Origin of the sequence: Achromobacter sp. D10 (assembly GCF_035282245.1) — a bacterium.
GTDB lineage: Bacteria > Pseudomonadota > Gammaproteobacteria > Burkholderiales > Burkholderiaceae_B > Achromobacter > Achromobacter insolitus.
This window is the reverse complement of sequence record NZ_JAYJLE010000005.1, coordinates 222,991-248,964: the sequence shown is the minus strand read 5'-3', so window position 1 is coordinate 248,964 and position 25,974 is coordinate 222,991. Positions and strand designations below refer to the sequence as shown.

General features: G+C 66.3%; 29 protein-coding genes. 15 read left to right on the top strand and 14 right to left on the bottom strand.

Annotated features, from left to right (window positions below; all coding sequences use genetic code 11):
- Positions 1 to 9: 9 nt before the first annotated feature.
- Positions 10 to 1,293: an MFS transporter gene (locus VCS63_RS17130; protein ID WP_042794183.1), complete on the bottom strand. Its 1,284-nt coding sequence runs from the start codon at positions 1,291 to 1,293 to the stop codon at positions 10 to 12.
- A 104-nt stretch (positions 1,294 to 1,397) separates the two neighbouring features.
- Between VCS63_RS17130 and VCS63_RS17125 the strand changes: the two genes are divergently transcribed.
- The gene (locus VCS63_RS17125) at positions 1,398 to 2,039 is read left to right on the top strand and encodes a TetR/AcrR family transcriptional regulator (protein ID WP_149064294.1); all 642 of its coding nucleotides are present in this window, start codon (positions 1,398 to 1,400) and stop codon (positions 2,037 to 2,039) included.
- A gap of 175 nt (positions 2,040 to 2,214) precedes the next feature.
- Positions 2,215 to 2,436, top strand: coding sequence for a hypothetical protein (locus VCS63_RS17120; protein WP_042794181.1), 222 nt, complete (start codon positions 2,215 to 2,217; stop codon positions 2,434 to 2,436).
- Positions 2,437 to 2,502: 66 nt separating this feature from the next.
- Here VCS63_RS17120 and VCS63_RS17115 read toward each other — a convergent pair whose 3' ends face one another.
- The 3 genes from VCS63_RS17115 to VCS63_RS17105 form a co-directional block, all read right to left on the bottom strand.
- Positions 2,503 to 2,676: a hypothetical protein gene (locus VCS63_RS17115; protein ID WP_187639883.1), complete on the bottom strand. Its 174-nt coding sequence runs from the start codon at positions 2,674 to 2,676 to the stop codon at positions 2,503 to 2,505.
- A gap of 34 nt (positions 2,677 to 2,710) precedes the next feature.
- Positions 2,711 to 4,000 carry an Nramp family divalent metal transporter gene (locus tag VCS63_RS17110; RefSeq protein ID WP_149064295.1) on the bottom strand — a complete coding sequence of 430 codons (1,290 nt, stop codon included), beginning with the start codon at positions 3,998 to 4,000 and terminating at the stop codon, positions 2,711 to 2,713.
- A gap of 128 nt (positions 4,001 to 4,128) precedes the next feature.
- A complete protein-coding gene (locus VCS63_RS17105) occupies positions 4,129 to 4,554 on the bottom strand; it encodes an OsmC family protein (protein ID WP_063961992.1) in 426 nt (141 codons plus the stop codon).
- 269 nt (positions 4,555 to 4,823) lie between these two features.
- Here VCS63_RS17105 and VCS63_RS17100 point away from each other — a divergent pair, with 269 nt between their 5' ends.
- From VCS63_RS17100 to VCS63_RS17075, 6 genes are all read left to right on the top strand, one after another.
- Positions 4,824 to 5,978, top strand: a complete 1,155-nt coding sequence (locus VCS63_RS17100; RefSeq protein ID WP_042794178.1) for an ABC transporter substrate-binding protein — start codon at positions 4,824 to 4,826, stop codon at positions 5,976 to 5,978.
- Positions 5,979 to 6,155: 177 nt separating this feature from the next.
- Entirely contained in the window at positions 6,156 to 7,064 is a 909-nt protein-coding gene (ehuB, locus tag VCS63_RS17095; RefSeq protein ID WP_082884726.1) for an ectoine/hydroxyectoine ABC transporter substrate-binding protein EhuB, read from the top strand.
- Between the two features lie 10 nt (positions 7,065 to 7,074).
- Complete coding sequence (gene ehuC / locus VCS63_RS17090; protein WP_042794177.1) at positions 7,075 to 7,728, top strand: ectoine/hydroxyectoine ABC transporter permease subunit EhuC; 654 nt, start codon at positions 7,075 to 7,077, stop codon at positions 7,726 to 7,728.
- Entirely contained in the window at positions 7,725 to 8,396 is a 672-nt protein-coding gene (gene ehuD / locus VCS63_RS17085; protein ID WP_042794176.1) for an ectoine/hydroxyectoine ABC transporter permease subunit EhuD, read from the top strand. Before ehuC ends, ehuD begins: the two co-directional genes overlap by 4 nt.
- Positions 8,393 to 9,163 carry an ectoine/hydroxyectoine ABC transporter ATP-binding protein EhuA gene (ehuA, locus tag VCS63_RS17080; RefSeq protein WP_042794174.1) on the top strand — a complete coding sequence of 257 codons (771 nt, stop codon included), beginning with the start codon at positions 8,393 to 8,395 and terminating at the stop codon, positions 9,161 to 9,163. Before ehuD ends, ehuA begins: the two co-directional genes overlap by 4 nt.
- A 107-nt stretch (positions 9,164 to 9,270) precedes the next feature.
- On the top strand, positions 9,271 to 10,383 hold the full coding sequence (locus VCS63_RS17075; RefSeq protein WP_149064296.1) for an NADH:flavin oxidoreductase/NADH oxidase: 1,113 nt from the start codon (positions 9,271 to 9,273) through the stop codon (positions 10,381 to 10,383).
- Positions 10,384 to 10,396: 13 nt separating this feature from the next.
- Here the strand turns inward: VCS63_RS17075 and VCS63_RS17070 are convergent, their stop codons facing one another.
- Entirely contained in the window at positions 10,397 to 11,491 is a 1,095-nt protein-coding gene (locus VCS63_RS17070) for a maleylacetate reductase (protein WP_323880483.1), read from the bottom strand.
- Positions 11,488 to 12,477: a tripartite tricarboxylate transporter substrate binding protein gene (locus tag VCS63_RS17065; protein WP_088607752.1), complete on the bottom strand. Its 990-nt coding sequence runs from the start codon at positions 12,475 to 12,477 to the stop codon at positions 11,488 to 11,490. The genes VCS63_RS17070 and VCS63_RS17065 overlap by 4 nt, the downstream gene beginning before the upstream one ends.
- A 146-nt stretch (positions 12,478 to 12,623) precedes the next feature.
- Between VCS63_RS17065 and VCS63_RS17060 the strand changes: the two genes are divergently transcribed.
- On the top strand, positions 12,624 to 13,553 hold the full coding sequence (locus VCS63_RS17060; RefSeq protein ID WP_175202214.1) for a LysR family transcriptional regulator: 930 nt from the start codon (positions 12,624 to 12,626) through the stop codon (positions 13,551 to 13,553).
- On the opposite strand, the gene VCS63_RS17055 is transcribed toward VCS63_RS17060, so the two are convergent.
- The 6 genes from VCS63_RS17055 to VCS63_RS17030 all read right to left on the bottom strand — a co-directional run bounded on the left by VCS63_RS17055 (position 13,538) and on the right by VCS63_RS17030 (position 17,831).
- Complete coding sequence (locus VCS63_RS17055) at positions 13,538 to 14,284, bottom strand: 2OG-Fe(II) oxygenase (protein WP_416379198.1); 747 nt, start codon at positions 14,282 to 14,284, stop codon at positions 13,538 to 13,540. The two genes, VCS63_RS17060 and VCS63_RS17055, sit on opposite strands and share 16 nt — an antisense overlap.
- Complete coding sequence (locus tag VCS63_RS17050) at positions 14,284 to 15,003, bottom strand: 2OG-Fe(II) oxygenase (RefSeq protein ID WP_323880480.1); 720 nt, start codon at positions 15,001 to 15,003, stop codon at positions 14,284 to 14,286. Before VCS63_RS17050 ends, VCS63_RS17055 begins: the two co-directional genes overlap by 1 nt.
- 44 nt (positions 15,004 to 15,047) lie before the next feature.
- Positions 15,048 to 15,731 (bottom strand): 2OG-Fe(II) oxygenase, encoded by a 684-nt coding sequence (locus VCS63_RS17045; protein ID WP_323880540.1) that lies wholly within the window; start codon positions 15,729 to 15,731, stop codon positions 15,048 to 15,050.
- Between the two features lie 169 nt (positions 15,732 to 15,900).
- Positions 15,901 to 16,551 carry a dUTPase gene (locus VCS63_RS17040; RefSeq protein ID WP_076814368.1) on the bottom strand — a complete coding sequence of 217 codons (651 nt, stop codon included), beginning with the start codon at positions 16,549 to 16,551 and terminating at the stop codon, positions 15,901 to 15,903.
- Positions 16,552 to 16,653: 102 nt separating this feature from the next.
- The gene (locus VCS63_RS17035; RefSeq protein ID WP_063961998.1) at positions 16,654 to 17,178 is read right to left on the bottom strand and encodes a hypothetical protein; all 525 of its coding nucleotides are present in this window, start codon (positions 17,176 to 17,178) and stop codon (positions 16,654 to 16,656) included.
- A gap of 14 nt (positions 17,179 to 17,192) precedes the next feature.
- Positions 17,193 to 17,831: a DedA family protein gene (locus VCS63_RS17030; protein WP_042794166.1), complete on the bottom strand. Its 639-nt coding sequence runs from the start codon at positions 17,829 to 17,831 to the stop codon at positions 17,193 to 17,195.
- Positions 17,832 to 18,009: 178 nt separating this feature from the next.
- Between VCS63_RS17030 and VCS63_RS17025 the strand changes: the two genes are divergently transcribed.
- Complete coding sequence (locus VCS63_RS17025) at positions 18,010 to 19,050, top strand: metal-dependent hydrolase (protein WP_063961999.1); 1,041 nt, start codon at positions 18,010 to 18,012, stop codon at positions 19,048 to 19,050.
- Between the two features lie 11 nt (positions 19,051 to 19,061).
- Here VCS63_RS17025 and VCS63_RS17020 read toward each other — a convergent pair whose 3' ends face one another.
- On the bottom strand, positions 19,062 to 20,489 hold the full coding sequence (locus VCS63_RS17020) for an amidase (RefSeq protein WP_323880478.1): 1,428 nt from the start codon (positions 20,487 to 20,489) through the stop codon (positions 19,062 to 19,064).
- Between the two features lie 16 nt (positions 20,490 to 20,505).
- Complete coding sequence (locus VCS63_RS17015; RefSeq protein ID WP_323880477.1) at positions 20,506 to 21,495, bottom strand: tripartite tricarboxylate transporter substrate binding protein; 990 nt, start codon at positions 21,493 to 21,495, stop codon at positions 20,506 to 20,508.
- 137 nt (positions 21,496 to 21,632) lie between these two features.
- Here VCS63_RS17015 and VCS63_RS17010 point away from each other — a divergent pair, with 137 nt between their 5' ends.
- The 5 genes from VCS63_RS17010 to VCS63_RS16990 all read left to right on the top strand — a co-directional run bounded on the left by VCS63_RS17010 (position 21,633) and on the right by VCS63_RS16990 (position 25,875).
- Entirely contained in the window at positions 21,633 to 22,583 is a 951-nt protein-coding gene (locus VCS63_RS17010) for a LysR family transcriptional regulator (RefSeq protein WP_063642395.1), read from the top strand.
- 145 nt (positions 22,584 to 22,728) lie between these two features.
- Positions 22,729 to 23,496, top strand: coding sequence for an IclR family transcriptional regulator (locus VCS63_RS17005; RefSeq protein WP_042794164.1), 768 nt, complete (start codon positions 22,729 to 22,731; stop codon positions 23,494 to 23,496).
- A gap of 65 nt (positions 23,497 to 23,561) precedes the next feature.
- Entirely contained in the window at positions 23,562 to 24,266 is a 705-nt protein-coding gene (pepE, locus tag VCS63_RS17000; RefSeq protein ID WP_042794163.1) for a dipeptidase PepE, read from the top strand.
- Positions 24,263 to 25,192 (top strand): DUF1177 domain-containing protein, encoded by a 930-nt coding sequence (locus VCS63_RS16995; RefSeq protein WP_042794162.1) that lies wholly within the window; start codon positions 24,263 to 24,265, stop codon positions 25,190 to 25,192. Before pepE ends, VCS63_RS16995 begins: the two co-directional genes overlap by 4 nt.
- Positions 25,189 to 25,875 (top strand): AroM family protein, encoded by a 687-nt coding sequence (locus VCS63_RS16990; protein WP_063642397.1) that lies wholly within the window; start codon positions 25,189 to 25,191, stop codon positions 25,873 to 25,875. The genes VCS63_RS16995 and VCS63_RS16990 overlap by 4 nt, the downstream gene beginning before the upstream one ends.
- Positions 25,876 to 25,974: the final 99 nt, after the last annotated feature.

Sequence of the window (25,974 nt, the reverse complement as noted above, 5' to 3'; positions counted from 1 at the left end):
CCGACGCGTTCAGGCCGGCTGCGGCACCACGCGCTTCCTGCCTATCATCAGCGCGATGACGGCGGCAGCCAACCCCGTCATGCCGGAGATGACGAAGGCCATGAGATAGCTGCCTTGGGCTTCGCGCACGGCGCCGGCCATCCAGGCGGCGCTGGCGGCGCCCAGCTGGTGGCCGGCGACGATCCAGCCGAACACGATAGAGGCGTCGCGTTCGCCGAAGGCTTCCGTGGTCAGGCGCAGCGTAGGCGGTACGGTGGCGATCCAGTCCAGGCCGAAGAAGATGGCGAAGATCGACAGGCTATAGAACGAAAAGTCCGAATAGGGCAGGTAGATCAGCGACAGCCCCCGCAGACCGTAGTAGACGAACAGCAGCTTGCGGGGATCATAGCGGTCGGTCAGCCAGCCGGAAGCAGTGGTGCCGATCAGATCGAATATGCCCATCAGGGCCAGCAGGCCGGCGGCCTGCACCTCGGGCATGCCATGGTCGCCGCAAAGCGCGATCAAGTGCGTGCCTACCAGGCCGTTGGTGGTGAAGCCGCACACGAAGAAGGTAGCGAACAGGAACCAGAAGGTACGGGTACGGGAGGCGCGCGCCAGCGCGCCGAAGGTGGCGGTCAGCATGCCGGTGCGCGGCGCGGCCGGCGCCGGCGGCGCATGGGGATCGCTGCCGAAGGGCACAAGCCCCACGCTGGACGGACGGTCGGGCACCAGCCACCATGCCAGCGGCACCAACGCCGCCGCCGCGGCCGCCACGGCCCACACTACCCGGGTCCAATCGCCCGACGAGGCCAGCGCTGCAAGGACCGGCAGGAACACCAGCGTGCCGGTAGCAGAACTGGCGGTCAGCAGTCCCATCATCACGCCGCGATGCTTGGTGAACCAGCGGTTGACGACCGTCGCCCCCAGCACCACCGCGACCGCGCCGGAGCCCAGCCCCGAGAACACGCCCCAGGTAAGCAGCAGGTGCCAGGACTGGGTCATGAAGGCGCTGGCGGCGCTGGATGCCGCCATCAGCGCCAGCGCGCTGATCAGCACCCGCCGCAAGCCGAAACGTTCCATCGCGGCGGCGGCGAAAGGCCCGACCATGCCGTACAGGAAGATCCCGACAGCGGCCGCCAGCGAGATGGTGCTGCGGCTCCAGCCAAACGCTTCTTCCAGGGGAACCAGAAGCACGCTGGGTGAAGAGCGCAGGCCGGCGGAAACCAGCAGGGACAGGAAAATCACCGCGACGACGACAAAAGCGTACTTTTGGCCGGCGCGCCGGAAAGGGACGGGAGGGTGGGCTATACTCATGTTACTGACCGGTACGTAATGGGGTTTGCGAATAGTACGTACCGGTCAGTAACATCGTCAAGCGATTTTTCGTCGCATCCGTCATCCGGAAAAGGAGCCCATCTATGGCCAGCAAGACTACTGCCGCGGCCCGGCCCGCCTCCAAGCAGCCGCTGGCGGCCGAGCGCATCCGCAAGACCGCGCGGGAGATGTTCTATCGGGACGGCATCCGGGCGGTAGGCGTGGACGCCATCGTCAACGAGGCAGGGGTGACCAAGCCCAGCCTGTACCGCAGCTTTTCGTCCAAGGATGAGCTGGCGGCGGCGTATCTGCGCGATTACGACGCCGAGTTCTGGGCGCGTTTCGATGCCGCGTGCGCGGCGCACCCCGGCGACCCTCGCGCCCAAGTCCTCGATTATCTGTCCGGCCTGGGCGCGCGCGCGGTACAGAACGGATATCGGGGCTGCGGCCTGACCAATGCGGCGGTGGAGTATCCCGAAGCGGGGCATCCCGCCCGCGCGGTGGCGGTGGAACACAAAGCGGAACTGCGCCGGCGTCTTGCGGCCATGGCAGCGGAAATGGGGGTGGCCGACCCCGAAGCGTTGGGCGACGGCCTGTTGTTGCTGTTCGAGGGCGCCTTCGTCTCCAGCCAGCTGTTTGGCGAAGGCGGGCCTGCCGGCCGCGTCGCGCAGATGGCGGACAAGCTGATCCAGGCGCATCTGGGGGTTCCCGGCGTATCCACCGCTCCAGGCGCGGCGCGGGACTGAAGGGCCCGCCGGCACCAGGCTGGTGCACGCGATAGTGCGTACCTGCACCATTTTTGGTGTTTGTACCCATTGCGCAACGCACAAAAAAATGGTTGAAGATTTTTATTGCGGCGCAGCAAGCGCGGGTCTAAGATGGACTCGTGTTGTTCCACATCGCTTTCTCAAGGAGAGAACCATGAGCGATACCGCGCTGAAGAATGCCCGCATGTCGGATGAGCTGGAACGTACCCTGATCCGTGACGCCATCGTTGCGGAAAGCCTGTCCGGCCATGCCTCCGGTTCGCGCTGGCTGCGCCTGAAAGTGCGTCTGTCCGCTTTCGGCGGCGCGGTGGGCGAGGTGCTGCATGACATGGACGCCGGCCGCCGCCAGCATCCGGTGGTCTCTGCCTACCATTGATGGGTCCCAGTGCGATGCGCACACCGCATCGCGAGCAAAAGCGCCGGCCATGCAGCCGGCGCTTTTTCATTGCGACGGCATTTTTTCTTCCAGGATTTCGCGCAGGCACACAATGAATTGCCGCGCGGCAGGCGTTAGCTCGCTGCCGCGGCGGTGTATGACGCATACCTGCAGGATCGGCAGCGGATCTTCAGGCTCCAACAGGCGGATGCCCAACTTGCTGAAGACGGCTTTTGCCAAGGGCTCGATGAACGGCTGCCCGCTTGCCCCGGCTTCAGACCAACATGTCCGCCACCAGATAACCGTCCAGCAGCAGGATGCCGACCGTGGCCGCGACCGCGGCCCAGGCCCAGCCGCCGTGCAACACATACTTGCCCATCAGGCTTTTACGGCAGGCCAGCAGTACCAGGGGGCCCAGCGCGAAGGGCAGAGCCAGGCTCAGGATCACCTGGCTCAGTACCAGCAAGCCGTCCGGGTCCTGGCCGCCCGTGAACGCCAGCAGCCCAATGGCTGCCGCTCCTGCCACCAGACGCGTGGCCAGGGCGCGCCGGCGGTCGGACCAGCCACTGCGGACCTGGAAGCCGTTGGACAGGATGCGGCCGGCCAGCACGCCGGTGATGGTGGAGCTCTGTCCGGCAGCGTAAAGCGCGATTGCAAACACGATGGCTGCGCCCACGCCCAGCGTCTGGCCGATGACGGCGTGCGCGTCGTCCAGGCTCCCGACGATGATGCCCGAACCGGAAAGCGAGGCGGCCGCGACGATCATGATGGCGGCGTTGATCAGCATGGCCACGCTCAAGGACACGATGGTGTCGTTGCGCGCGACGCGCATGGCGATGTCGCGCGCGACCGGCGGCAAATGCTGGGCGCGCTGGGCGAGCGAGCCGGAATGCAGGTACAGGTTGTGCGGCATCAGGGTGGCGCCCAGGATGCCCAGGGCGATCAGGAAACCCTGCGGGTCGCGCAATGCCCGGCCGGTCTGCGTGACGCCGTGCGCCACCTCGGTCCAGGCGGGGTGTGCCTTGAACAGCAGGAACACGAAGGACAGGGCGACCACCGAAAGCAGCAGGGCGATGAAACGCTCGTGCCGGTCCGCGTTGCCGCGGGTCAAGGCCAGCACCGCGAAGGTGCCAACCCCGGTGGCTGCCACGCCCGCGATCAGCGGCAGGCCGAACAGCAGGCGCAACGCAATCGCGCCGCCGATGAGTTCCGCCAGGGCCGTTGCCAGGATAGCCGCCTCGCCGGCCAGCCAGGCGGTTCGGGCCAGGCGCCGGGACAAGTGGCGCGCCGTCAGCGTGGCCAGGTCCTGCCCGGTGGCCAGTGCGACGCGGGACACCAGGATCTGAAAGCCGAGGGCCAGCAGGGCCGAGGCGACGACGACCAACAGCAGGCCGTAGCCGAAACCGCTGCCGCCCGCGATATCGGTCGCCCAGTTGCCCGGGTCGATGTAGCCCACGGCTACCAGGATGCCCGGGCCCGCGATGCGGCGCAGTCCCGCCGACACCTGGACGTCCTGCGCCAGCGCGGTCCTGCCGCTGGATATCGCGTAGATGAATTGCCCCATGCTTGCTCCTGAGAATGATTCTCATCATCCGCTTGGTAGGCGAGCCCGTCAAATTGATTTTGGACAAACAGGGGATAGGGCGGCCCAATGGCGCCGCCTTGCCAGACGGGCCACGGGCCGGGGCGTGATCAGGACTTGAGCTTGGCGTCCATGGAGATCTTGGCGTTCAGCACCTTGGATACGGGGCATCCTTTTTCCGCCTTGCGGGCGGCCTCCTCGAACGCTTGCGCGCTGGCGCCGGGGATGACGGCCTCGACGGTCAGGTGCACGGCCGTGATGGCAAAGCCGTCGTCCACCTTGTCCAGCGTGACCTCGGCCTTCGTGTCCAGGCTTTCCGCGACCATGCCCGCCTCCGAGAGGATATTGGACAAGGCCATGGTGAAGCAGCCGGCGTGCGCCGCGCCCAGCAGTTCCTCGGGGTTGGTGCCAGGGGTATCTCCGAAACGGGTATTGAAGCCGTAGGCCTGGCTCTTGAGCGCGCCGCTCTGCGTGGAGATCGTGCCTTTGCCGGTCTTCAGATCGCCCGACCAGTGGGCGGTTGCAGTTTTCTTCATGCGTGACTCCTGTGAAAGGGCCGCGCCCGTCGCGAGCGCGGCCGGTGTGGAGGGGCGCGAGCCGCCGGCGGGGGCGGGGCGCGATGCCTGGGATGGCATCGACGATGATACGGCCGACCAGGGCTCACGGCGCGGAAAGCGACTGCGCGTAACGGCAAGCCGATGTAACCGCGCGCCGCGAGCGGGGTTCTTGATGTGGGTCGCGAAGCGGCTCGCACCCATGAGGCAAAATACGGGCATCTGCTTAAACTTTGCCGAGAACCGCTGTTATGTCTCTTAAGCTTGTCCGCTATGCCTGCGCCGTGGCGCTGCTCGCCCCCGCGTTGTCCGTCCAGGCCGAAATCGTAATCGGCGTGGATGTGTCCACGACCGGCCCGGCCGCCGCCATCGGCATCCAGACCAATAACGCGATCCGTCTTTGGCCCGCCACGCTGGGCGGTGAGCCCGCGCGCTATGTGGTGCTGGACGACGGCACCGACGTCAGCCGGGCGGTGAAGAACATGCGCAAGCTGACCTCGGAAGACAAGGTCGACGCCATTGTCGGGCCCAATACCACGGCCGCCGCCCTGGCGGGCCTGGATGTACTGGCCGAGACCGGCACCCCCATGATTGCGCTGGCCGCGTCCAGCGTCATCGTCGAGCCGCTGTCGGATCCGAAGCGCGCCTGGGCCTTCAAAATGCCGCAGAACGATTCGTTGATGGCCACCGCGCTGGTTGCGGATATGAAGAAGAAGGGCCTGAAGAACGTGGCCTTCATTGGATTCGCGGATTCCTACGGGGACAGCTGGTGGAAGGAATTCACGGCTGCCGCCGGGACCGACCTGACCATCGTCGCGCAAGAGCGCTTCCAGCGCACGGACGCCTCAGTGGTCGGGCAGGTGCTGAAGGTCATTGCCGCCAAGCCGGACGCAGTACTGATCGCCGGCGCGGGCACGCCGTCCGCCCTGCCGCAGAAGACGCTGCTGGAACGCGGCTATACGGGCGCCATCTACCAGACCCACGGCATCGGGACCCTGGAATTCCTGCAGGTCGGCGGCACGGATGTGGAAGGCACCTTGTTCCCGACGGGCCCTGGCGTGGTGGCACGCGAGCTGCCGGACGACAACCCCGTAAAGAAGGTCGCGGTGGCTTTTGCCGACAAGTACGAAGCGCGTTACGGCGCCAACACGTTGACCCAGTTTGCGGGTGACGCCTACGGTGCCTGGGTGCTGCTGGACTCGGCGGTGGCTCGCGCGCTGAAAACCGGCGCCAAGCCCGGTACGGCGGAGTTCCGCGTGGCGTTGCGGGATGCGTTGGAAAACACGCGTGACCTGGTCGTGCCCAATGGTGTGCTGAACATTTCCAAGGACAATCATCAAGGCTTCGATGAACGCGCCCGTGTCATGGGCGTGGTCAAGAATGGCCGCTTTTCCTACGCGGAATAAGCGGGGACATATCTCCCTACTGTTTGTAACCTGTCCTGACGCCCCATAGGGGCCGGGGCATGAAAAGCAGGCTTGAGCCTGCTTTTTTTGGGTCATATCATTCGTATCGAAATCATTTAATAGCGTATTATTTTTGGTGAACACATATACCTCGAAATAAATATAGGAGAAACTGCCATGAGCCTGATCCGATCCAGACGTTTGCTTGCCGCCTTGAGCCTGGGTGTGTTGGCGGCATGTTCCGACTCCGGATCCGACAAGGCTGCGCCGGCCGCGAACGCGCCGGCTGCCGGATCCACCCTGGACGCCGCCAAGGCCGCGGGCAAGATACGCATCGGCTACGCCAACGAAGCGCCTTTCGCCTATATGGACAGCAAAGAGGCCAAAGTCACCGGGGAATCCGTGGAGATTGCCCGAGTGGTGCTCAAGCGCATGGGCATCAATGAAGTGGAGGGCGTTCTCACTGAATTCGGCTCCCTCATTCCGGGCTTGCAGGCCAAGCGTTTCGACGTCATCGCGGCGGGTATGTACGTCACGCCCGAACGTTGCCAGCAAGTGGCATTCTCGGATCCCACTTATGGGGTCGGCCAGTCCTTCCTGGTCAAGCAGGGCAATCCCAAGAACCTGCACAGTTACGAAGACGTGGTGAAGAACCCCGAGGCGAAGCTGGGTGTCGTGGTGGGCGCGATCGAAGCCGAGTACGCCTCCAAGATCAAGGTCCCGCCGGCGCAGGTCGTCGTGTTTCCCGACGCGGTCAGCGCGCTGTCCGGCGTGCAGGCCGGGCGCGCCGACGCTTACGCGGCCACGGCGCTCACCGTCAATGACCTGATGGGCAAGACCAGCGCGGCCAGCGGCCTGGAAAAGGCCGATCCTTTCAAGGATCCGGTGATCGACGGCCACGACGTGCGCGGCTATGGCGCCTATGCCTTCCGCACGGAGGACAAGGCCTTTGCCGAGGCTTTCAATGCCGAACTGGCCAAGTTCATCGGTACGGAAGAACACCAGAAGCTGGTGGCGCCTTTCGGCTTTACGCCACAAGAACTGCCCAAGGGGGTCACGGCCGCCAAGCTGTGCGCGGGCCAGTAAGGAGGCGCGCATGCGGCTGATATCCGAGCATTTCGCAGAACTGGCGCCGCCGCTGCTGCAGGGGCTGGGAGTCACGCTCCAGATCATGGCTGGCGCGGTGGTGCTGGCGGTGCCGCTGGCGCTGGCCGCGGGCATTGGACGCCTGTCGTCCTTGCGCCCCTTGCGCTGGGTCGCGGCGGTCTACGTCGAGGTCTTCCGCGGCACCTCGGCCCTGGTGCAGCTTTTCTGGTTCTACTTCGTGCTGCCGCTGTTCGGTGTGCAGCTGCCCGCCATGCTGGTGGGCATCGTGGTGCTGGCCTTGAACGCTGGCGCCTACGGCGCGGAAGTGGTGCGCGGCGCGATCCGCGCGGTGCCTCCGGGCCAGCGCGAAGCCGGTATCGCACTGAACCTCACGCGCGGCCAGATCATGCGCCGCATCGTGGTGCCTCAAGCCGTGCCGGCCATGCTGCCGCCGGCGGGCAATCTCTTGATCGAGCTGTTGAAGAACACGGCCCTGGTGTCCCTCATTACCATCACGGACCTGACCTTCCGCGGGCAACTGCTGCGCAGCGAGACCCTGCGCACGACCGAGATCTTCAGCCTGATGCTCCTGATGTACTTCGCGGTGGCCTTGGTGATCACTGCCGGTGTGCGTCTGCTGGAACGCAAGGTGCGAGTGCGATGAAGCCGATATTCGATTGGTCCTTCGCCCTGGAGATCCTGCCCACGCTGGGTTCCGCGCTGCTCATCACGATCCAGGCCACGCTGCTGGGCATGCTGGTGGCCATCACGCTGGGCCTGGTGCTGGCTTTGTTGCGGCGGTCGCGGCTGCGCATGGTGTCGTTGCCCACGGCCTTTGTGATCGAGTTCGTGCGCAGCACGCCCTTGCTGGTGCAGATGTACTTTCTGTTCTACGTGTTGCCATTGACCGGCGTGCGGATGTCGCCATTGGCGACCGGCATCACCGCACTGGGCCTGCATTACGCAACCTATTGCGCCGAGGTCTACCGCGCCGGCATCGAATCGGTGCCGCGCGGGCAATGGGAGGCTGCGACCGCGCTGAACATGTCGCGCTGGCGCACCGCGGTCGGCGTGGTGTTGCCGCAGGCCATTCCCCCGGTGGTCCCGGCCCTGGGCAACTATCTGGTCGCCATGTTCAAGGACACACCGCTGCTGTCGGCGATTACCGTGGTGGAGCTGCTGCAGCAGAGCAAGATGATCGGCTCTGCCACGTTCCGCTACACCGAGCCCCTGACCCTGGTGGGCGTGCTGTTCCTGGCGCTGAGCCTGGTGGCGGCCTGGGGCGTGCGCGGCCTGGAGGCCCGTCTGCAACGATATGGAGGAAAGCGATGAGCGCCAGCGTAAGCATCAAGAATCTGCGCAAGCAGTACGGCGAACTGGAGGTGTTGCGCGGCATAAACCTGGAGATACCGGCGGGCCAGACCGTGGCCGTTATCGGCCCGTCAGGATCGGGCAAGTCCACCTTGCTGCGCGTGCTGATGACACTGGACCAGCCCACCAGCGGCGATATCGAGATCGATGGCGTGCCCATGTGGACGGATCCCCAGGGCCGGCGCGCGGGGGCCAACTCGGAGCATCTGCGCAAGGTGCGCGGCAAGATCGGCATGGTCTTCCAGCATTTCAACCTGTTCCCGCACATGACGGCGCTGGGCAATGCGATGGAAGCGCCGTTGCACGTGCTGGGCATGTCGCGCAGCCAGGCGCGTGAACGTGCCGTCGAATACCTGGAAATGGTCGGTCTGGGCGACAAGCTGGACGTCTATCCTGCCCAGCTCTCGGGCGGACAGAAGCAGCGCGTAGGCATTGCGCGCGCGCTGGCGATGTGTCCCGACATCATGCTGTTCGACGAGGTGACCTCGGCGCTGGACCCGGAGCTGGTGGGCGGCATCCTGCAGATCCTGCGCGACCTGTCGGCCCGGCGCAGCATGACGATGATCATCGTGACCCACCAGATGAAGTTCGCCGAGCGCAGTTCGGACCGGACCCTGTTCTTCGACGAGGGCAATATCGTCGAGGACGCGGAATCCTCGGTGCTGTTCGCCCAGCCCAAGGAGGCGCGCACCCGCCAGTTCCTGGATTCGGTGATCGAAGGGCAGTAGCGCGGCGTTGCGGGGCAGCGATTTAACCCCGTTCCGGGCTTCGGTATTCAGGTTGCCGGGCGGGACGGGGCGCTATGCTTTCGTATCCCACGCCCGGAGACCCCAGCATGTCCCTACTCTTCAGCCCCACGTCCATCGGCAAGCTCGAACTGGCCAACCGGATCGTCATCGCGCCCATGTGCGAGTACTCGGCCGAGGACGGCCTGGCCACCGACTGGCACATGATCCACCTGGGACATCTGGCCTTGTCGGGCGCGGCGCTGTTGTTCGTGGAAGCCACCGCCGTGGAGCCAGAAGGGCGTATCACGCCGGGAGACCTGGGGCTGTGGTCCGACGACACCGAGGCGGCCATCGGCCGGGTCGTGGCTGCGGTGCGCCGCTATTCGCCCATCAAGCTGGGCATACAGCTTGGCCATGCGGGCCGCAAGGCTTCCAGCGAAGCCCCCTGGAATGGCGGCCAACTGATCCCGCCGGCAGCCGGCGGCTGGCAGGGCTGGGCCCCGTCGGCGGTGCCGCACAATCCGTCCGAACCCGCGCCCCATGCGCTGGACGCGGCGGGCCTCGCGCGTATTCGCGATGCCTTCGTTGCCAGCGCCCGGCGTGCCGTGCGGTTGGGGTTCGACGCGATCGAACTGCATGCTGCGCATGGCTATCTGCTGCACCAGTTCCTGTCGCCGCTTTCCAACCGCCGCGACGACGCCTACGGCGGTTCGCTGGAGAACCGCATGCGCTTTCCGCTCGAAGTTTTCCAGGCGTTGCGCGAAGCCACGCCATCGTCCCTGGCGCTGGGTGTGCGCGTGTCGGCGACAGACTGGGTTGAGGGCGGCTGGGACCTGGAACAGACGCTCGTGCTGGCGCAAGCGCTGAAAGAGCGCGGTTGCGAATTCATCGACGTCTCCAGCGGCGGCGTCTCGTCCCAGCAAAAAATTCCCGTGGGGCCGAATTACCAAGTGCCGTTCGCCGACGAGATCAAGCGCAAGGTAGGCATGCCCACCATCACGGTGGGCCTGATCACGGAGGCGCAGCAGGCCGAGGACATCCTGGCAAAGGGCCAGGCCGACCTGGTCGCGCTGGCGCGCGGCATGCTTTACGACCCGCGTTGGCCCTGGCACGCCGCGGCGCAGTTGGGCGGCCAGGTCAGCGCGCCGCGCCAGTACTGGCGTTCGCAACCGCGCGATCAGAAGGCGCTGTTCGGCGAAACCAGCTTCGGCCAGCGCTAGCCCGAACCGCTTCCTACGGCCGGGCGCCGTCGTAGGCGTTTTGCAGCAAGGCGCGCAGGGCGGCGCGCTCCAGCGGACGGGGGTTGGGGTAGGGAGTCTGCAACGCGATGTCGCAGGCGCGGTCGAGGTCTTGTTCGCGCATGCCGATATCGCGCAATGCGGTGGGTGCTCCCAGCGAATTGGCCAGGTCGAACACGCCGGCCGGCGCAGCCGGCGCGCCCAGCGCCGCCGCGATGCGTTCCATGGCCTGTGGCGTGGCTGCGGCGTTGTAGGCCAGCGCGTGCGGCAACACCACGGTGTGGACTTCGGCATGCGGCAGGTTGAAGCTGCCGCCCAGCGTGTGGCAGAGCTTGTGATGCAGCGCCATGCCCACGCTGCCTAGCACCGCTCCGCACAGCCAGGCGCCGTAAAGCGCATCGCTGCGCGCCTGCAGCAGGCGCGCACCGTCCGCCTCGGCCTGGATGGCAGGCAGCGCTCGCGCCAGCGCTCGTATGCCTTCCTGGGCCATCAGGTCCATGATCGGGTTGCCGTCACGCGCATACAGCCCTTCGGCCGCGTGGGCGATGGCATTGATGCCGCTGGTCACGCTCAATGTCACGGGCAGGGACAGGCTCAATTCCGGGTCATAAACCACGCAGCGTGGCAGGACGCGGTCATCTTTGCCGGTTTTCTTCAGCCCTGCCTCGGTGATGCCGTAGATCGGCGTCATCTCGGAGCCCGCATAGGTGGTGGGCACTGCGATCACGGGCAGCCCGGAATCCAGTGCGATGGCCTTGCCCAGCCCGATGGTGGAGCCGCCGCCGACGGCCACCGCGCAATCGGCGCCCAGCTCGCGTGCCACCTGTTGCGCCTGTCGCGCGATCTCGATGGGCACGTGCATGACGGCCTGGTCGAAGATTCCTGCCACGCGCGGCCCGCCCAGCAACGCCGCCACCCGCTCGGCCTGGGCGCGCTGCGGCGGCGTGCAGAGCACAAGCGCGCGCCGCAGTCCCAGCGTATCGAGTTCGGCCGCCAGGCCGGCCAGGCTGCCCGGACCGAAGACCACGCGCTGGGCGCGGCTGGCATAGACGAAGGATTGCATGGGGTTCGAAGTCTGCATGTCGGTCATTGTGCAACGATTCCGCGGCTCTTGATGAGTTGGCCCCAGCGTTCGGATTCGGCGCGCACCAGTTTGTCCATGTCGGCGCGGCCGCCGGCCACGACTTCGAAACCGGACTCTGTGATGCGGCCGGCGACGGCCGGGTCGCGCAGCGCCGCGATGGTGGCGTCGGCCAGCTTGTCCAGCGTCGCTGGCGGTGTTTGCGCGGGCGCCACCATGCCTACCCAGGAATAGATCTCGAAGCCTGGATAGCTTTCGGCGATGGCGGGCACGTCCGGCAGGGCGGCGACGCGTTTGGGCGCCGTCACGGCCAGCGCGCGCAGTTTGCCGCTCTGGATGTGGGGGAGCACCAGCGGCAGGCTGGCGATGATGGATTCCACATGGCCGCCCATCAGGTCCGACACGGCCGGGCCGCCGCCCCGGTAAGGCGTATGGATGCCGCTGGTGCCCGCTGCCTGGTGGAACATTTCGGCCGCAAGGTGATTGGAGCTGCCCGCGCCCACGGACGCGTACGATACGCTGCCATTCTTGCCGGCCGCGACGTAGTCGGCCAGCGTCTGATAGGGGCCATTGCCCGTTACCGCCAGCACCATGGGCGAGCGCACCATGTACGACACGCCGGTGAGGTCGCGCGCCGCGTCATAGGGCAGCTTGGGATAGATATGCTGTTCGGTCGCATAGGAATCGAACACCATTTCCACGGTGTAGCCGTCGGGCGCGGCCTTGGCCACCAGTGCCGTGCCTATGGTGCCGCCAGCGCCGCCGCGGTTGTCGATCACCACCGTCTGGCCCAGCTTGTCCTGCAGGGCCTGTTGCACCTGGCGCGCCACCCTGTCCACGGTGCCGCCCGCCGCAAAGGGCACCACTACCGTCACCGGCTTGCTGGGGTAGGTGTCCGCCAGTGCGGGCGCGGCGGCCGTCCAGGCGCCCGCGGCCAAGGCGGTGCTGGCCAGCAGGTAGCGGGTCGAACGTAGGGGCGCGGTCAGCGGGGGCATGGAGGTCTCCTGGGGTTGTCGTTGTTATTGCCGGCCGTTTATTTTTGTCCAAATTGCCAAAATACGGCCATGCACGGTATCGTAATTGCCAACTTCCCCAGGAAAGCAGGCGCCGCGCGCCAAACCCTTTTGCGCCATACGCACAAATGAAAACCGTCAAATTTGCTGAAAGCCTGTCCATATTCGTGGACGTCGCCCGCGCGCAGAGTTTTTCCGAGGTGGCTCGCCGCCGCGGCATGGTGGCTTCGTCCGTGGCGCGCCAGATCGGAGCGCTGGAATCCGAACTGAAGGTGCCGCTGTTTGTGCGTTCCACCCGTGCGCTCATGCCTACCGAGGCGGGCGAGGTGCTTTACGAGCGCGCCGTCAAAATTCTGCATGACATGACCGAAGCGCGCTCTGAAGTCATTTCGCTGGAACAGACCGTGCAAGGCCTGCTGCGCGTAAGTTGCCTGCCCGCGTTCGCGCGGCGCTATGTGGTGCCCATGTTGCAGCAACTGGGCGAACGCCATCCGCAACTGCAAGTGGAGCTTGAGCTGACCGAGCGCGTGGTGGATCCGGTGGTGGAACGCATGGACGTGGTGGTGCGCGTGGGGCAGCAGCCCGACAGCAGCTTGATCGGGCAGCGCATCGGCAGCCATCGCTACCTGATCTGCGCGGCCCCGTCCTATCTGGAGCGCCACGGCGTGCCGCGCTCCTTGGCGGACCTGTCGCACCATCGCCTTATCGACCGGCGCCACAGCACCAGCGTGCGCGGCTGGCGCGAGCTGGGCAACGGGCAGTGGGCGCAGGACGCCCGGTTCGTGCTGGAGTGCGATGACTGCGATGCGCGCCGCTTCGCGGCGCTTGAAGGGCTGGGCATCGCGCTCATGCCCAACTGGTCAGCGGGCGCGGACATCGGCGCGGGCCGGCTGGTGCAACTGGCTTTGCAGGACGCCAGCCCGCCGCCGGAAAGCGGCATCTATCTGCTGCGCGCCATGCCGCGCGCCAATGCGCGGATCCGCGCCTTCACCGAACAGTTGCGTCGGCAGATCGGCTCGCCATCGGTATGGGATGTGGCCATTCAAGCGGCATCGTGAAAGATGATGCCCAGCGTGTGCCGGGTTCCCTTGTGCAGCCGGCCGACCCCATGCCGCAGATTCGCGCGGTAGTAGCCGCGTGCCGAGCGTACTGGCCGGTGGTTGACGGCCAGCACTACGGCATCTCCTTGCCGCAAGGGCACCACGTTGGCCCGCCCGGGCTGCTTGGGGTTGCTCTCGGCCAGTAGCAGTTCGCCGCCCTCGAAGTCCCGGCCCGGCTCATTCAGCAGGAAAATGGCCTGGAACGGGAAAACATGGGCGCCATATAAATCCTGGTGCAGGCAGCAATAATCGTTCGCCTCGTAGCGCAACAATAGCGGCGTGGGCCGCCGTTGCCCGGCGGCATGGCAGATGTCCCGGAATTCGTCGTGGCTTGCGGGAAAGCGCTCGTCGAGGCGCATGGCGGCATGCCAGCGGTTGGCTATGGGCGCCAGGCGCGGATAAAGGGCCTGCCGCAGGCTTTCGACCGTCGCGGGCAGCGGGTAGCTGAAATACTTGTATTCACCTCGGCCGAACGCGTGGCGCTCCATGACGACGCGGCTGCGAAAGCGCGTCTCGTCGGAATAGCAGCCTGCCAGTTGCGCGCACTGGGCGGGCGTCAGCAACGCAGGGAGCACGGCGTAGCCATCGCGTCCGAGGTCGTCTTCGGCGGCAGCCCAGTCCAGCATGGCGATCCGGCTTTCGGGCTTATCGTGCAACGGGCTTGAGGCAGGCATGGCGGCGGTCGGCATCAGGGCGCATCGTGAAAAGACAGTTCCAACCCGATGCGCTCGCCTTGGCGCACGCGGCTGAGGGCATGTTTGAGATTGACCCGGTAATAGCCCTTGGATCCCTGGAACGGGCGCTCAGCCGTGGCGATGATGGCAGCGTCGCCGAATTTGAGCGGCACTACCAGCGGACGCGACTGCATGCGTGGGCGTTGTTCCGTCATCACGAATTCGCCGCCCTGAAAGCCGACGCCGGGTTCGGACAAAAGCGCAACGATCTGCATGGGGAAAACCAGTTCGCCCTCATTGCGCTGGTGCAGGGCTACGTAGTCTTCGACACCGAGGCGGCTGAGGTGGGATTGCGCCTGATGCTGGCCCGCGTTCCGGTTGCGTTCCAGGAATTCGCCCAGCTCGGCGGGATAGTGTGCACGGACCCCCAGGATCTCGTTCCAGCGATTGGCATGAACGGCCAGCCGGCGATAGAACGCGGCACGCCAGTGCTCCAGCGGCGCCGGCAAGCCAGCATCGAAATAGTACAGATCGCCGCGCCCCAGGCCGCTGGATTCCAGGCTTGCCCGCCTGGCTTGCGGTGCGTCGACCTGCCGCGCCAGGCTGCGAGCGGTATCGGCGCCCAACAGTCCGGGCAATAAGGCATAGCCTTCGGCATCGAGCTGCGATCCGATGGCCGCCCAATCGAAACGGTCCAGGTCAGTATCGAAGGCGGTCATGCCGCTGTCACGCATAGGATCCTCGTCTATCGGAAATCGGTGGGGAAGCGATGGCGCCGTCATTTCGCGTCATGGAATATGAGGCCCACCGTGTGGCGTCGGCCGCTGTGCACGCGGCTTACGCCGTGTCGCATGGCGACTTTGCGCGGGCCTGCCGCAGGGCGTTGATGCACGGCGAACACCACCGCGTCGCCCTGGTTCAGTGCGACGACGTCCGCGCGCCGGCCTTTGGCCGCAAGCTCGGTCATGATGAATTCGCCGCCGGTGAAGTCCTTGCCTGGCTCAGACAACAGGATGGCAACCTGCAGCGGGAACACATGATCGCCATAGAGATCCTGGTGCAGACAGTTGTAGTCGCCCGCGCCGTACTGAAGCATCAGGGGTGTGGCCCGGGTCTGGCCTGCGCGGTGGCAGCGTTGCAGGAAGGCGTCCAGCTCGGCCGGGTATCGCGTGTCTGTCCGCAACAGCTGATTCCAGCGATTCGCGATCGGCGCAAGCCGGGCATAAAGCGCGTGGCGCAGTCGCTCGAGCAGCGGTGGCAGGGGATAGGTGAAATACTTGTATTCCCCCCGTCCGAATCCATGGCGCGCCATGACGATGCGCGAACGGAAGCGCGTGTCGTCCGGGTAGAGCGCTGCAAGGCCCCGGCATTGCGCTGGCGTCAGCAATCCCGGCAGAACGGCGTTGCCTCGGCCATCCAGCGCATGCTCCACGCTTGCCCAGTCATAGTCGGCGGCTGTCATGATCCTGTTCCTCGCGGGCCGCGGCGCGCATAGCCAGACCTCCTTGTGTTTGCAGGCAAGTCCAGTATAGAAATCCACCGCCATTTTGAAACTCCGTTTGTTGCGCCGGCGTCTCCAAAACAAAAACGCCGCGTATGCGGCGTTTTTCATGCGGTAGCGCCGTTACGGCTTACAGACGCGAGTACGCCTGTTCCAGGTCGCGGTGCAGCAGATCGGCGAAATCCTCTCGCGCCGGATCCAGCTGCGACAGCAGGCGGGCCAGCACGACGTTGTCTTCCTCGCCGTTCCAGATCTTGATGTAGGTGCCTTCCTTGTAGCCGTGCTGCTGGCGGAAGATGTTCAGCACGTTCTTGGACACGTACTGCGTGTAGGCGTCGTTCCAGCTCATTTCGCAGGACGTCATGGCCTGTTCCAGCACCTTGAAGCTGGCGCGTCCACATACGGCCAGGCCGCCGATCAGTTCCAGCAGTTCCGGCACGTTCAACTGGTCCAGCGCATGCGTCTTGCCGTCCAGGGTGACAGACGCCGGGCTGGCCAGGTCGGTTACGAGCGCGTCGGCGGCGGCGCCGATGTCGCCGCGGGCCTCGACAATGGTGTGCGACAGGTAGAAATGCAGGATGTCCACCAGTTCCATCTGCACTTGCGGCAGGTCGATGGTCTGCTTCTTCCACCACTTCCAGCCGTAATGTTCCAGCGCCTCGGCGGATTCGACGAAGGCCGCGCGCAGGAAGCGGGCGCCGCCATTGACCCAATCCGGATTGATCATGCTGTTCAAGTGGCCTTGCAGCTTCAGCATCGTGGCCGCCTGGGCCTGGTTCAATCCGACAACGTTATTCACTTTCACTCCGTGTTTCGTGGGGTCTTTCGACAGCGGCGGAAATGTTAGCACCATTGTCCGCAAGTGCTGCCCTGGCCGGCATGCTCAGGCCTCGCCATCCTTGCGGTACGAAGAGTGCTTGAACGGCGGCAGCGGCGCCTTGTTGCGCGGATTGCGCGCGTTGCGCGCGGCCTTGAACAGCATGATGGCAAAGAAGGCCAGGAATACGGCGGGCATCGCCTGGTCCAGATCGAAACCGGGGCCGCGCAGGGCTTCGAAGATGATGCGCGCGGCGGCCCAACCAGCCAGGATGCCGCCTACGGTCAGGATGACGCCGATCCTGCGCTGGGTGGCGTGGCGGGCGAGCGAAACCGTGCCGGCGTCCTCCTGGCCGGGAGCCGGGGGAGCCTGCCAGGGTTGCTGGGACGGCGTGCCTGCATTGCCCCAAGGCGCGTTGGACAGGGTCTCGGACCGGGGCGCAGGCACTGGCGGCGCGGGGACAGAGGGGGAGGCCGTCCGGGAGGCCGCGCGCTTGTCCGGGACCCTGCCTGGCGTCGCGCCGCCAGCGCGCGTCAGGTTCTCGATATAGCGCGCGAAGTCGCCATTCCTGGGTTCGCCATCTATGGCCATTGCCCTTCTCCGGTTCAATTGCCGCGGCGTTGGCGCGCCGGAATCCGGCGCTTGCGCAGCATGGCTATCAACAGCCCGCATCCTAGCAGCACCGAGAGCCCTGCGCCGATCATCATGGCAATCTGTTGCGCATTGTCCGCCGTGCCCAGGCTGCGCGCCGTGATGTAACCAGGCGCCAGCATCAGCGGCATCCAGAGAATGGCGGAGGCGATATTGGCCATCTGGAAGCGACTGTGCCCCATGCCCATCACGCCGGCGACGGTGGGAATGGTGGAGCGGATGGGGCCCAGGAAGCGGCCGATCAGCACGGAGGCGAAGCCATAGCGGTAGAAGAACAGGCGCGCGCGGGCCACGCCGCTGCGCTGTTGCTTGAGCGGCCAGCGGCGCAGGATGCCGGGGCCGGCCCAGCGGCCCAGCCAGTAGGACAGGGCGTCACCGACGATGGCGCCGGCGATGCCCCAGGCGATGATGCCCCAAGGGTTGAGGGTGCCCGCGCCTATCAGGCCGCCGGTCAGCAGCATCAGGGCCGTGGCCGGGATGAACAGGCCCAGCAGCACCATCGATTCGCCCAGCGTGAGCAGGAAGGTGATCGGCCCAGCCCAAGCCTGGTTGGCCTCGATGAACACCGCGATCTGGTCGACGTATTGGTCCATATATACAAAGTTGAAAATTAGCTGAACGCAATCAGGTATGTTAACGCCTCGCGGAACGAGCCGCGCGCCGTATAGTCCGTCTGGATGAAGCCGGTCAGGCGCGCGAACCTGCGGGACGACACCCCAGGACCCATGCGGGCTTCGTCCGATATGAACTAGCCCTATTTTTTGGAGAGTTATGGATTCGGTTACGCAGGCCGTGCTGGGCGCCGGCATACAGGGGGCCCTGATGGGCCGCGTGCAGGGCAGACGGGCCCTGATATACGGGGCGGCGTTGGCCACGGTGCCCGACCTGGACGTCCTGATGAGCTATCCGGACCCGGTTTCGCTGATGACGTACCACCGGGGTTTTTCGCACTCGGTCTTTGTGCTGACCGGCCTGGCCGCGTTCCTCGCCTGGCTGATCCGCAAGTATTGGCCGCAAGCGCCGTACAGCGGCCGCAGGCTGTTCCTGACCTTATGGTTGGTGCTGGTGACCCATCCCGTGCTGGACGCTTTCACTGTCTACGGGACGCAACTGTTCTGGCCGCTGGCGCGCATACCTGAAAGCTGGGCGGCCATCTTCATCATCGACCCGGTCTATACCGTGCCGCTATTGGCGGCCGTGCTGTTTGCGATCGGCTTCGGGATGACGCGGACGGCGCGCCGGCTGCTGGCCGCCGCGCTGGTCTTCAGCACGGCCTACCTCGGGTTCGGGCTGGCGGGGCGCATCACGGCCGAGGATCGCGTGCGGGCGGCCATGCAGGGGCAGGGCATCGCGGTCAGCGAACTGCGGGCCGTGCCCATGCCGTTCAATACGCTGGTGTGGCGCGTCATTGCCAAGACGCCTGACGGCCACTATTACGAATCGGTCAGCAGCCTGTTCGATGGCGAGCCTCCGGAATGGCTGCGCCAGCCGCTCAATCTGGATGTGGCGCAGCCGTTGGCAAACGTGCCGCTGCACCAGCGCCTGCGCTGGTTCACGGACGACTGGCTGCGCTACGACGTTATTGGCGATGCCCTGGTCGTGACGGATCTGCGCATGGGCATGGCGGGGCATTACACCTTCCGCTTCAAGATGGCTGAACGCGCCGCAGACGGCAGCTGGCATGCCGTGACGCCTTCCAGCTGGCCGAGCGAGCGCGGCGGATGGGCTGAACTGAAGCTGGTGCTGGCCCGCATCCTGCATGCGCAGCCCCCCTTGCCGCTGGCGCAGTGGTCGGAGCTTTCCACCCGATAGGCGCGGCGGATCTACGCGATGACCGGGGGCGGCGCCAGCGGCGCAGAGGCCTGTTCAAATGCTTCGGCCGCCTGCAGCAATTGCAGGTCGCCGTGGCAGCGGGCAACCAGTTGCAGGCCCACGGGCATACCGTCGTCGCCCAGTCCGCAAGGCACGCTGATGGCGGGGTGGCCCGTAAGATTGAACAGCATGGTCCAGGGATACCAATGGGCGCGGATGTCGCCGTACGAACGGCCGTCGATGTCTATCGTGTCGAAGATGTCGGTACCCAGCGGCAGCGCGGTGCGCGACATGGTCGGCATGGCGAGCAGATCGGCCTCCTCGAACAGCGCCTGCACTTTGCGGTAGAGCGCGGTGCGCGCGAACATGGCTTCCTGGTACTGCTGTGCGCTGAATTCCGCGGCCGAGGCGATCTGCCGCCGAAATGTCGGGCTGTAGGCATCCGGTTCGCGCTCGATCAGGGGCAGGAAGCGGGTGCGCCAGACGGTATGGTTGATGACCCGCCAGATAGGTTCGACATCAAATCCGGCGCCATCGAATGCTTCGACCTCCGCGCCCAGGCTTGCCAGGCGCGCCAGAGCCGCTTCGAACGCGCGGCGCACGTCGGCTGCCACGGGGCGGCCAGGGGGCGCCACGCAGTAGCGTATGCGCTTGCCCCGCAGCGTGTCGGCCCCAGCAGGCGCGCCTGCGTAGTCGGCCCTGGGCACGCCCAGGGACCACGGGTCGCAGTCGTGCGGTCCGGCCATGGCCGCCATCATCAACCGTGTGTCCGCGACGGTGCGGGTGGTCGGCGTGACATAGGTCTGGTTGCCAATGGCGTCCTGAGCCTGGCTGTGAGGGATGGCGCCCAGGCTCTGTTTGAACCCCACCACGCCATTGCATGCGGCAGGAATGCGGGTGGAGCCGCCGCCATCCGAGGCCACCGCCAGCGCGGTGATGCCGGCAGCCGTTGCCGCGGCGGCACCGCCGCTTGAACCGCCGCAGGTGCGGTCCCGGTTCCAGGCGTTGCGGGTCTGGCCGAACAGCGGAGAATCGGTCATGGACTTGGAGCCGAACTCAGGCGTCGTGGTCTTGCCGATCAGGATGGCGCCTTGTTCGCGCAGGCGCGCCACGGCAACGGCGTCTTCGGCCGGCACGTTCGCGCTGAACGGCACGGCGCCGAATGTGGTCCGCACCCCCGCCGTGTTCACCAGATCCTTTACCGTGTATGGCAGACCGTGCAACAGGCCCGTCGGATCGCCGCGCATCAGGGCTGCCTCGGCAAGCCTGGCTTCGGCCAGGGCCTGCTCGGCGCACAGCGTGATGAAACAGTTCAGGACCGGCTGCAGCCGCTCGGCCCGTTCCAGCGAAGCGCGCACCAGTTCCACCGGGGATACCTTCCGGGCGCGGACCAGATGCGCCGCTTCGACGGCGCTCAGCTCGCAAAGAGAATCGCTCATTCAGTGCACGCCTCGCCTATTCGTCGAAAGCAATGCCGGCGGCTTTCACGATGGGCGCCCAATGCGCGCGTTCCACCCCGATGCGGCGCTTCGCGGCTTGCGCGTCCTGGGGATCGACCAGGAAACCGCCGGCCTGGAGCTTCTGCACTAGCGCCGGCCGCTTGCCCGCCGCCAGAAACGCTTGTTCCAGTTTGGCGATGACGGCATCCGGCGTGGCCGCTGGCGCGTATACGCCATACCAGCTGGCAGCGTGCTGGTACTGCGGAAAGCCCTGTTCAAGCAAGGTCGGCACATCGGGCAGCGTGGGCAAGCGGCGGGTGCCCGCCACGCCCAGGAATTTCACCTTGCCGGCGTTATACAGCGGCAGCATGCTGGCGACGGCGTCCCACCCCATCGACACCTCGCCGCCCGCCACGTCCACCAGCATGGGCGCTGCGCCGCGATAGAGCACGGGCACCACCTCCAGGCCGTTCTGGCTGCTCATTTCCAGGGTTCCGAGTTGCCCGGGGCTGCCTTGGGTCGCCAGGCCCAGCGTTGCCTTGGCGCGCGTTTGTTTGGCCCATTTCACATATTCGGCCATGCCCCCGTAGGGTTGGGCCGCGCCGGTTACCGCGGCGGTGGGCACGTCGGCCACCAGTGCAACCGGCCGCAAATCGTGGTCCGGGTCGTATGCCAGCTTCTTGTAGGTCAGTGGAAAGATCACGAACATCGGCGATGAGCCGAGGTACAGGGTGAGGCCGTCCGCCTTGGCTCGTTTCACTACATCGAAACCCAGCTGTCCGGATGCACCGGGGCGGTTTTCGACGATGACGTTGGCATACCCCGCCGTTTGCAATTGTTCGGCATAGGCGCGGGCCACGGCGTCGGCTGCACCGCCCGCCGCATAGCCCACCACCAGGCGCACGACCTTGTCGCTGGCGGGCTCCTGGGCCGTGGCAGAGGGTGGCAGGCATGCCGTCGTGGCGGCGGCCAGAAAGAAGGCAAGCAGTCGGGTGCGGTCAAGCAAGGCAGTCTCCTGTCGGCGCGGCTTCACTCCCGTGGATCCGATGCCCACGGATCGGTCCGTGGCCACGCGCTATGCCGCTATGATCAGGTCGCCTCGGTTTACCGTATAGTGAATTATTTGCGCAAGGTGTTGAGGAAATGCTCAAGCCATCCCTGGAGTCCCTGGCTTCTCGCCTGAAGCTGCGGCATTTGCAGATTGCGCTGGCCCTGCGCGACGCCCCCTCTGCCAAGGAGGTGGCCGCCGCCGCGAATGTGAGCGAGTCCGCGGTTTCGAAAACCTTGGCCGAGCTGGAATCGCAATTGGGATTCAAGCTGTTCGAACGCACGGGCAACACCAAACGCCCGACGGAGATGGGCCGGCAGGTCCTGCCGATGATGGAGGCCGTCGTGGCGCAGGCGCGCGGCCTGGCCCAGACCGTCATGGACGTGCGCAGCGGCCGCCAGGGCGAGTTGCGGATCGGCGTGGCGACGGACATGGGCAAGCTCACGCTTGCGCCACTGATCCACGCTTTCAATCAGGCGCAGCCGGGCGTCGCGCTGGACGTGCAGGCCGGCGGGTACCGCGCGATGGCGGACCTGTTGCTGGACGATGAGCTGGATGCTCTGGTGTGTTACGACGCGGCCGAGTTGATCGCGCCTGGCGTGGGCCGATTAAGGCTGGTGCCGCCGCAGCCGCTGGTGGTCGTCGCCAATGCGCGGCTGTCGCCATTGGCGGCCCGCCGCCGGCTGACACTCAAGGATCTGCACGGGCAACCATGGTGCAAGCCGCGTCCGGGCACGATGATGCATGACAAGCTGACCGCGCTTTTCCTGGCCTGCGACCTGGGGCTGCCTTCGCGCGGGATCCAGGTGAGCGACCTGCTGTTGACCGATGAATTCGTCCGCACGACGGATTACCTGGTCATGCTGCCGCTGGCTGCGGCGCAACGGCTCACCTTGGCGGCCGAGGCGGTCATCCTGCCGATCGACCTGCATGAGCACAATCCGCCCACCGTGGTCGCGTGGCAGCGCGCCGCCGAACGGCAGCCGCTGCTTCAGCAGTTCCTGCAGTTCTGCGGCGCGCCGCCCGACGGGGCGCCGATGAGCTGAAGGACGCTCTGCGGACTTTCCATGGCCTGCGGCCCCCGGCGATTCCGGGGGCTTTTTCATGGCTGCGCCGTATTGACCGCCAGCTTGACCCTGCATTATTCTTGTTCACTTAATAGGAACAAGAGTTCCGTTTTATGGAACAAATATGAGTATTCTAGATGGCGTCCAGCGGGTGCTGGGGCTGTACGCGGAAGGGGCGTCGGAGCTCAGCTTCACCGAAGTGGCGGCGCGCCTGTCCATGCCCAAGAGCAGCGCTTCGCGCCTGCTCAACCAGATGCAGCACTACGGGCTGCTTGACCAGGACGCCGTCACGCGCCGCTATCGCGCCGGCGCGATGCTGGCCCAGGCCGTGCGCGCCGGCATGGCGGCCACGCCGCTGGACGACGCTTGCCGCGCCGTGCTGGCCCGGCTGTCCGACGACAGCGGGCTCACCGCCTACCTCTCCACGTTGAATCAACGCGAAACCGTGGTGCTGCAGCGGCTGAATGGTTCGCACCCGGTCCAGGTGCTGTCGCCGCCCGGCTCGCGCCGCGCGGCGTCGGGCACGGCCATGGGTCGCGCGTTGCTGTCCCGCCTGAGCGAAGCCGAATTCGAGGCGCTGTACGGCGCCGATCCTGATCAGCCGCTGCAAAGGGAAGGCCGGGACTGTCCCGCCACCGTTGGTGAGCTGGCCAGCCTGGTGGCGCAGACCCGCGCGGACCATTGTGGCGTGGCTATCGACCAGGCCATGCCGGGCATCGGCGCGGTGGCAGCCGCGGTACGCGACCCCGCCACTGGTGAACTGCGCGGCCTGTGCCTGTCGTTCGTTTCCTTCCAGGCCGATGCCGCCCGGGTTGCGCGCTTGCGCGAGTCCGTGCTGCGGCAGGTCGGGGCATTGGGGCGCGAACTGAACGATCCCTATTGGCTTGCCTGAACCCTATCCACAGATGCGTCCGCGCCGCCGGACACCCAGAAAATCCCCTTACGGAACTCCTACACATGAACCTACTGCTTCTCAGCAACTCCAGCAGCGATGCCGGCTATCTGGTCCACGCGCTGCCTGACATCCGCGAACTGATCGCGTCGCTGCCGCAAGGCGCGCCGGCTGTTTTCGTGCCTTATGCAGGCGTGACGCGCGACTGGGACGAATACACCGCGCTGGTGGCATCGGCGCTGGCGGATACCGGCCTGGACATCCAGGGGCTGCACCGCGCGGCGGATCCCGTGGCTGCGCTGGAAGGCGCCGCAGTCATCATCGTGGGTGGCGGCAATACGTTCAACCTGCTGGGCCAGTTGCGTCGCCAAGGCCTGCTTGAGGTCATCGCGCGCCGCGTGCGCGCCGGCGCAGCCTATCTGGGTTGGAGCGCCGGCTCCAACCTGAGCTGCCCCAGTATCTGCACCACCAACGACATGCCCATCACGGACCCGAAGGGTTTCGACGCGTTGGGCCTGCTGTCGTTCCAGATCAATCCGCACTACACCAACGCCCATCCGCCGGGGCATCGCGGCGAAACGCGCGCCCAGCGCCTGGCCGAGTTCTGCACGCTGAATCCGCAGATGCCGGTGCTGGGCCTGCCGGAAGGTTCCGCGCTGCGCGTGCGAGGCAGCCAGATCGATCTGATCGGCCCGCACGACGCGCCCTTGTTCCTCGGGCGTGAAGAGCCGCGGGTGTTCCGCCCCGGATCCGTGGAGATCCAGGCATGAAGCACGTCATCGACACCATTGAACTGCTGTCTTCCGCGCACATCACGGGCGAGGCCGTGGCCGAGCAATTGCGCGCGGCCGGCAACTGCGAGGTCGAGGTGACCCGGCTGGAGCGCGACGGCGCCGCAACCGAGTTCCTTTCCATCGTGATTCCCGGCGCCGATGACACCGCGCCGCAACTCGGCATCGTCGGCCGTCTGGGCGGCATCGGCGCGCGCCCCGCAGTCACCGGCCTGGTGTCCGACAGCGACGGCGCGGTGGTCGCCATCGCCGCGGCATTCAAGCTCATGGCCATGGCCCGCCAGGGCGACGTCATGCCGGGCACGGTGCGCATCCGCACGCACATCTGCCCGCGCGCCGGCACGCGTCCGCACCATCCGGTGCCGATGATGCGTTCGCCGTTCCCCATGCGCGAAATGATGTCCCATGAAGTCGACCCGCGCATGGACGCCATCCTGTCGGTGGACACCACTCGAGGCAACCGGCTGGTCAACAAGCGCGGCGTGGCGCTGACGCCCGTCGCCCGCCAGGGCTATCTGCTGCGCATCCCGGAAACCATGCTGGATGTGATGGGCTGGGTCAGCGGCGAACTGCCGGTGACCTTGCCGCTGACCACCCAAGACATTACGCCGTACGAAAATGGCTTGTGGCACGTGAATTCGCTGATGCAGCCCACGATCGTCACGGGGGCGCCGGTGGTGGGCGTGGCGCTGACCGCGCAGACCACGGTCCCGGGCTGCGCCACCGGCGTCACCAATGCCGTGGACGCCGATGTCGCCATGCGGTTCTGCATCGAAATCGCCAAGCTCTACGGCCAAGGCGCCATGACGTTCGTGGATGAAGCCGAATGGGCTGCGCTGCAGGGCCGTTATGGGTCGATGGCGCATCTGCAGACCGTGGGCCGCGAAAGCGGGAGCGCGGCATGAGCGCGCCGCAGCGCCGCGTGGCGTTCTTCACGATCGGACAGTCGCCGCGCAGCGACGTGGTGCCCGAGATGGCGTCGCTGCTGGGCGCGCGGGTGCGCATTGACGAGTTCGGCGCGCTCGACGGCCTGGACGCCGCCGGCCTGGCCGCGCTGGCGCCGAAGCCGGGCGAGTACCGCTTCGCCACGCGCCTGCGCGACGGCTCGCAGATCGTGCTGGATGCAGCCGCCGCCGAGGCGCGGCTGGCTGATGTCATGCGCCAGGCCGATGCCTCGGGCTACGACGTGCTGGTGCCGCTGTGCACCGGCACCGCGATCGCTCCGATGCGTACGCTGGTGGTCGAACCGCAGCAGGTCGTGGACCATCTGGTCGCAGGCCTGGCCGAGCACTGCCGCAAAGTGGGGCTGGTGGTGCCTCTGGAAGCCCAGGTCGACGCCTTCCACATGGTCGTGCCCTTGTCCTGCGAGACCCTGGTCGTGCACGCCTCGCCCTACGAGGCCGACCCCGAGCAGGCTGCCCGCAATTTTGAGCGGGCCGGCCGCGAACTCGCATCCTGCGACCTGATCGTCATGCATTGCATGGGCTATGCCGAGCGCATGCGCCTTGCGGTGGCGCAAGCCTCGGGCCGCCCGGTGCTGCTGTCCAACCGCATGGTCGCGCAGACGCTGGCGCAAATATTGGAATAACGCCGCGGGAACCGTCCCGCAACCTTGCCGCGCACCCGGGTGGGCGGCGGGGCTGGGGCGGACGAGCGGCGAGAGGAGACGAAGCAGGCTTCGTCAATC

What these genes read in the sequence shown, in the direction of transcription:
- ehuD (WP_042794176.1), top strand. Translation starts at nt 7,725, where the DNA reads ATGAAGCCGATATTCGATTGGTCCTTCGCCCTGGAGATCCTGCCCACG.
- ehuC (WP_042794177.1), top strand. Translation starts at nt 7,075, where the DNA reads ATGCGGCTGATATCCGAGCATTTCGCAGAACTGGCGCCGCCGCTGCTG.
- VCS63_RS17120 (WP_042794181.1), top strand. Translation starts at nt 2,215, where the DNA reads ATGAGCGATACCGCGCTGAAGAATGCCCGCATGTCGGATGAGCTGGAA.
- VCS63_RS17020 (WP_323880478.1), bottom strand. Translation starts at nt 20,489, where the DNA reads ATGAGCGATTCTCTTTGCGAGCTGAGCGCCGTCGAAGCGGCGCATCTG.
- VCS63_RS17065 (WP_088607752.1), bottom strand. Translation starts at nt 12,477, where the DNA reads ATGCCCCCGCTGACCGCGCCCCTACGTTCGACCCGCTACCTGCTGGCC.
- pepE (WP_042794163.1), top strand. Translation starts at nt 23,562, where the DNA reads ATGAACCTACTGCTTCTCAGCAACTCCAGCAGCGATGCCGGCTATCTG.
- VCS63_RS16990 (WP_063642397.1), top strand. Translation starts at nt 25,189, where the DNA reads ATGAGCGCGCCGCAGCGCCGCGTGGCGTTCTTCACGATCGGACAGTCG.
- VCS63_RS17075 (WP_149064296.1), top strand. Translation starts at nt 9,271, where the DNA reads ATGTCCCTACTCTTCAGCCCCACGTCCATCGGCAAGCTCGAACTGGCC.
- VCS63_RS17045 (WP_323880540.1), bottom strand. Translation starts at nt 15,731, where the DNA reads ATGACAGCCGCCGACTATGACTGGGCAAGCGTGGAGCATGCGCTGGAT.
- VCS63_RS17050 (WP_323880480.1), bottom strand. Translation starts at nt 15,003, where the DNA reads ATGCGTGACAGCGGCATGACCGCCTTCGATACTGACCTGGACCGTTTC.
- VCS63_RS17005 (WP_042794164.1), top strand. Translation starts at nt 22,729, where the DNA reads ATGAGTATTCTAGATGGCGTCCAGCGGGTGCTGGGGCTGTACGCGGAA.
- VCS63_RS17030 (WP_042794166.1), bottom strand. Translation starts at nt 17,831, where the DNA reads ATGGACCAATACGTCGACCAGATCGCGGTGTTCATCGAGGCCAACCAG.
- VCS63_RS17105 (WP_063961992.1), bottom strand. Translation starts at nt 4,554, where the DNA reads ATGAAGAAAACTGCAACCGCCCACTGGTCGGGCGATCTGAAGACCGGC.
- VCS63_RS17010 (WP_063642395.1), top strand. Translation starts at nt 21,633, where the DNA reads ATGCTCAAGCCATCCCTGGAGTCCCTGGCTTCTCGCCTGAAGCTGCGG.
- VCS63_RS16995 (WP_042794162.1), top strand. Translation starts at nt 24,263, where the DNA reads ATGAAGCACGTCATCGACACCATTGAACTGCTGTCTTCCGCGCACATC.
- VCS63_RS17060 (WP_175202214.1), top strand. Translation starts at nt 12,624, where the DNA reads ATGAAAACCGTCAAATTTGCTGAAAGCCTGTCCATATTCGTGGACGTC.
- ehuB (WP_082884726.1), top strand. Translation starts at nt 6,156, where the DNA reads ATGAGCCTGATCCGATCCAGACGTTTGCTTGCCGCCTTGAGCCTGGGT.
- VCS63_RS17070 (WP_323880483.1), bottom strand. Translation starts at nt 11,491, where the DNA reads ATGACCGACATGCAGACTTCGAACCCCATGCAATCCTTCGTCTATGCC.
- VCS63_RS17130 (WP_042794183.1), bottom strand. Translation starts at nt 1,293, where the DNA reads ATGAGTATAGCCCACCCTCCCGTCCCTTTCCGGCGCGCCGGCCAAAAG.
- VCS63_RS17025 (WP_063961999.1), top strand. Translation starts at nt 18,010, where the DNA reads ATGGATTCGGTTACGCAGGCCGTGCTGGGCGCCGGCATACAGGGGGCC.
- VCS63_RS17125 (WP_149064294.1), top strand. Translation starts at nt 1,398, where the DNA reads ATGGCCAGCAAGACTACTGCCGCGGCCCGGCCCGCCTCCAAGCAGCCG.
- VCS63_RS17110 (WP_149064295.1), bottom strand. Translation starts at nt 4,000, where the DNA reads ATGGGGCAATTCATCTACGCGATATCCAGCGGCAGGACCGCGCTGGCG.
- ehuA (WP_042794174.1), top strand. Translation starts at nt 8,393, where the DNA reads ATGAGCGCCAGCGTAAGCATCAAGAATCTGCGCAAGCAGTACGGCGAA.
- VCS63_RS17100 (WP_042794178.1), top strand. Translation starts at nt 4,824, where the DNA reads ATGTCTCTTAAGCTTGTCCGCTATGCCTGCGCCGTGGCGCTGCTCGCC.
- VCS63_RS17035 (WP_063961998.1), bottom strand. Translation starts at nt 17,178, where the DNA reads ATGGCCATAGATGGCGAACCCAGGAATGGCGACTTCGCGCGCTATATC.
- VCS63_RS17055 (WP_416379198.1), bottom strand. Translation starts at nt 14,284, where the DNA reads ATGCCGACCGCCGCCATGCCTGCCTCAAGCCCGTTGCACGATAAGCCC.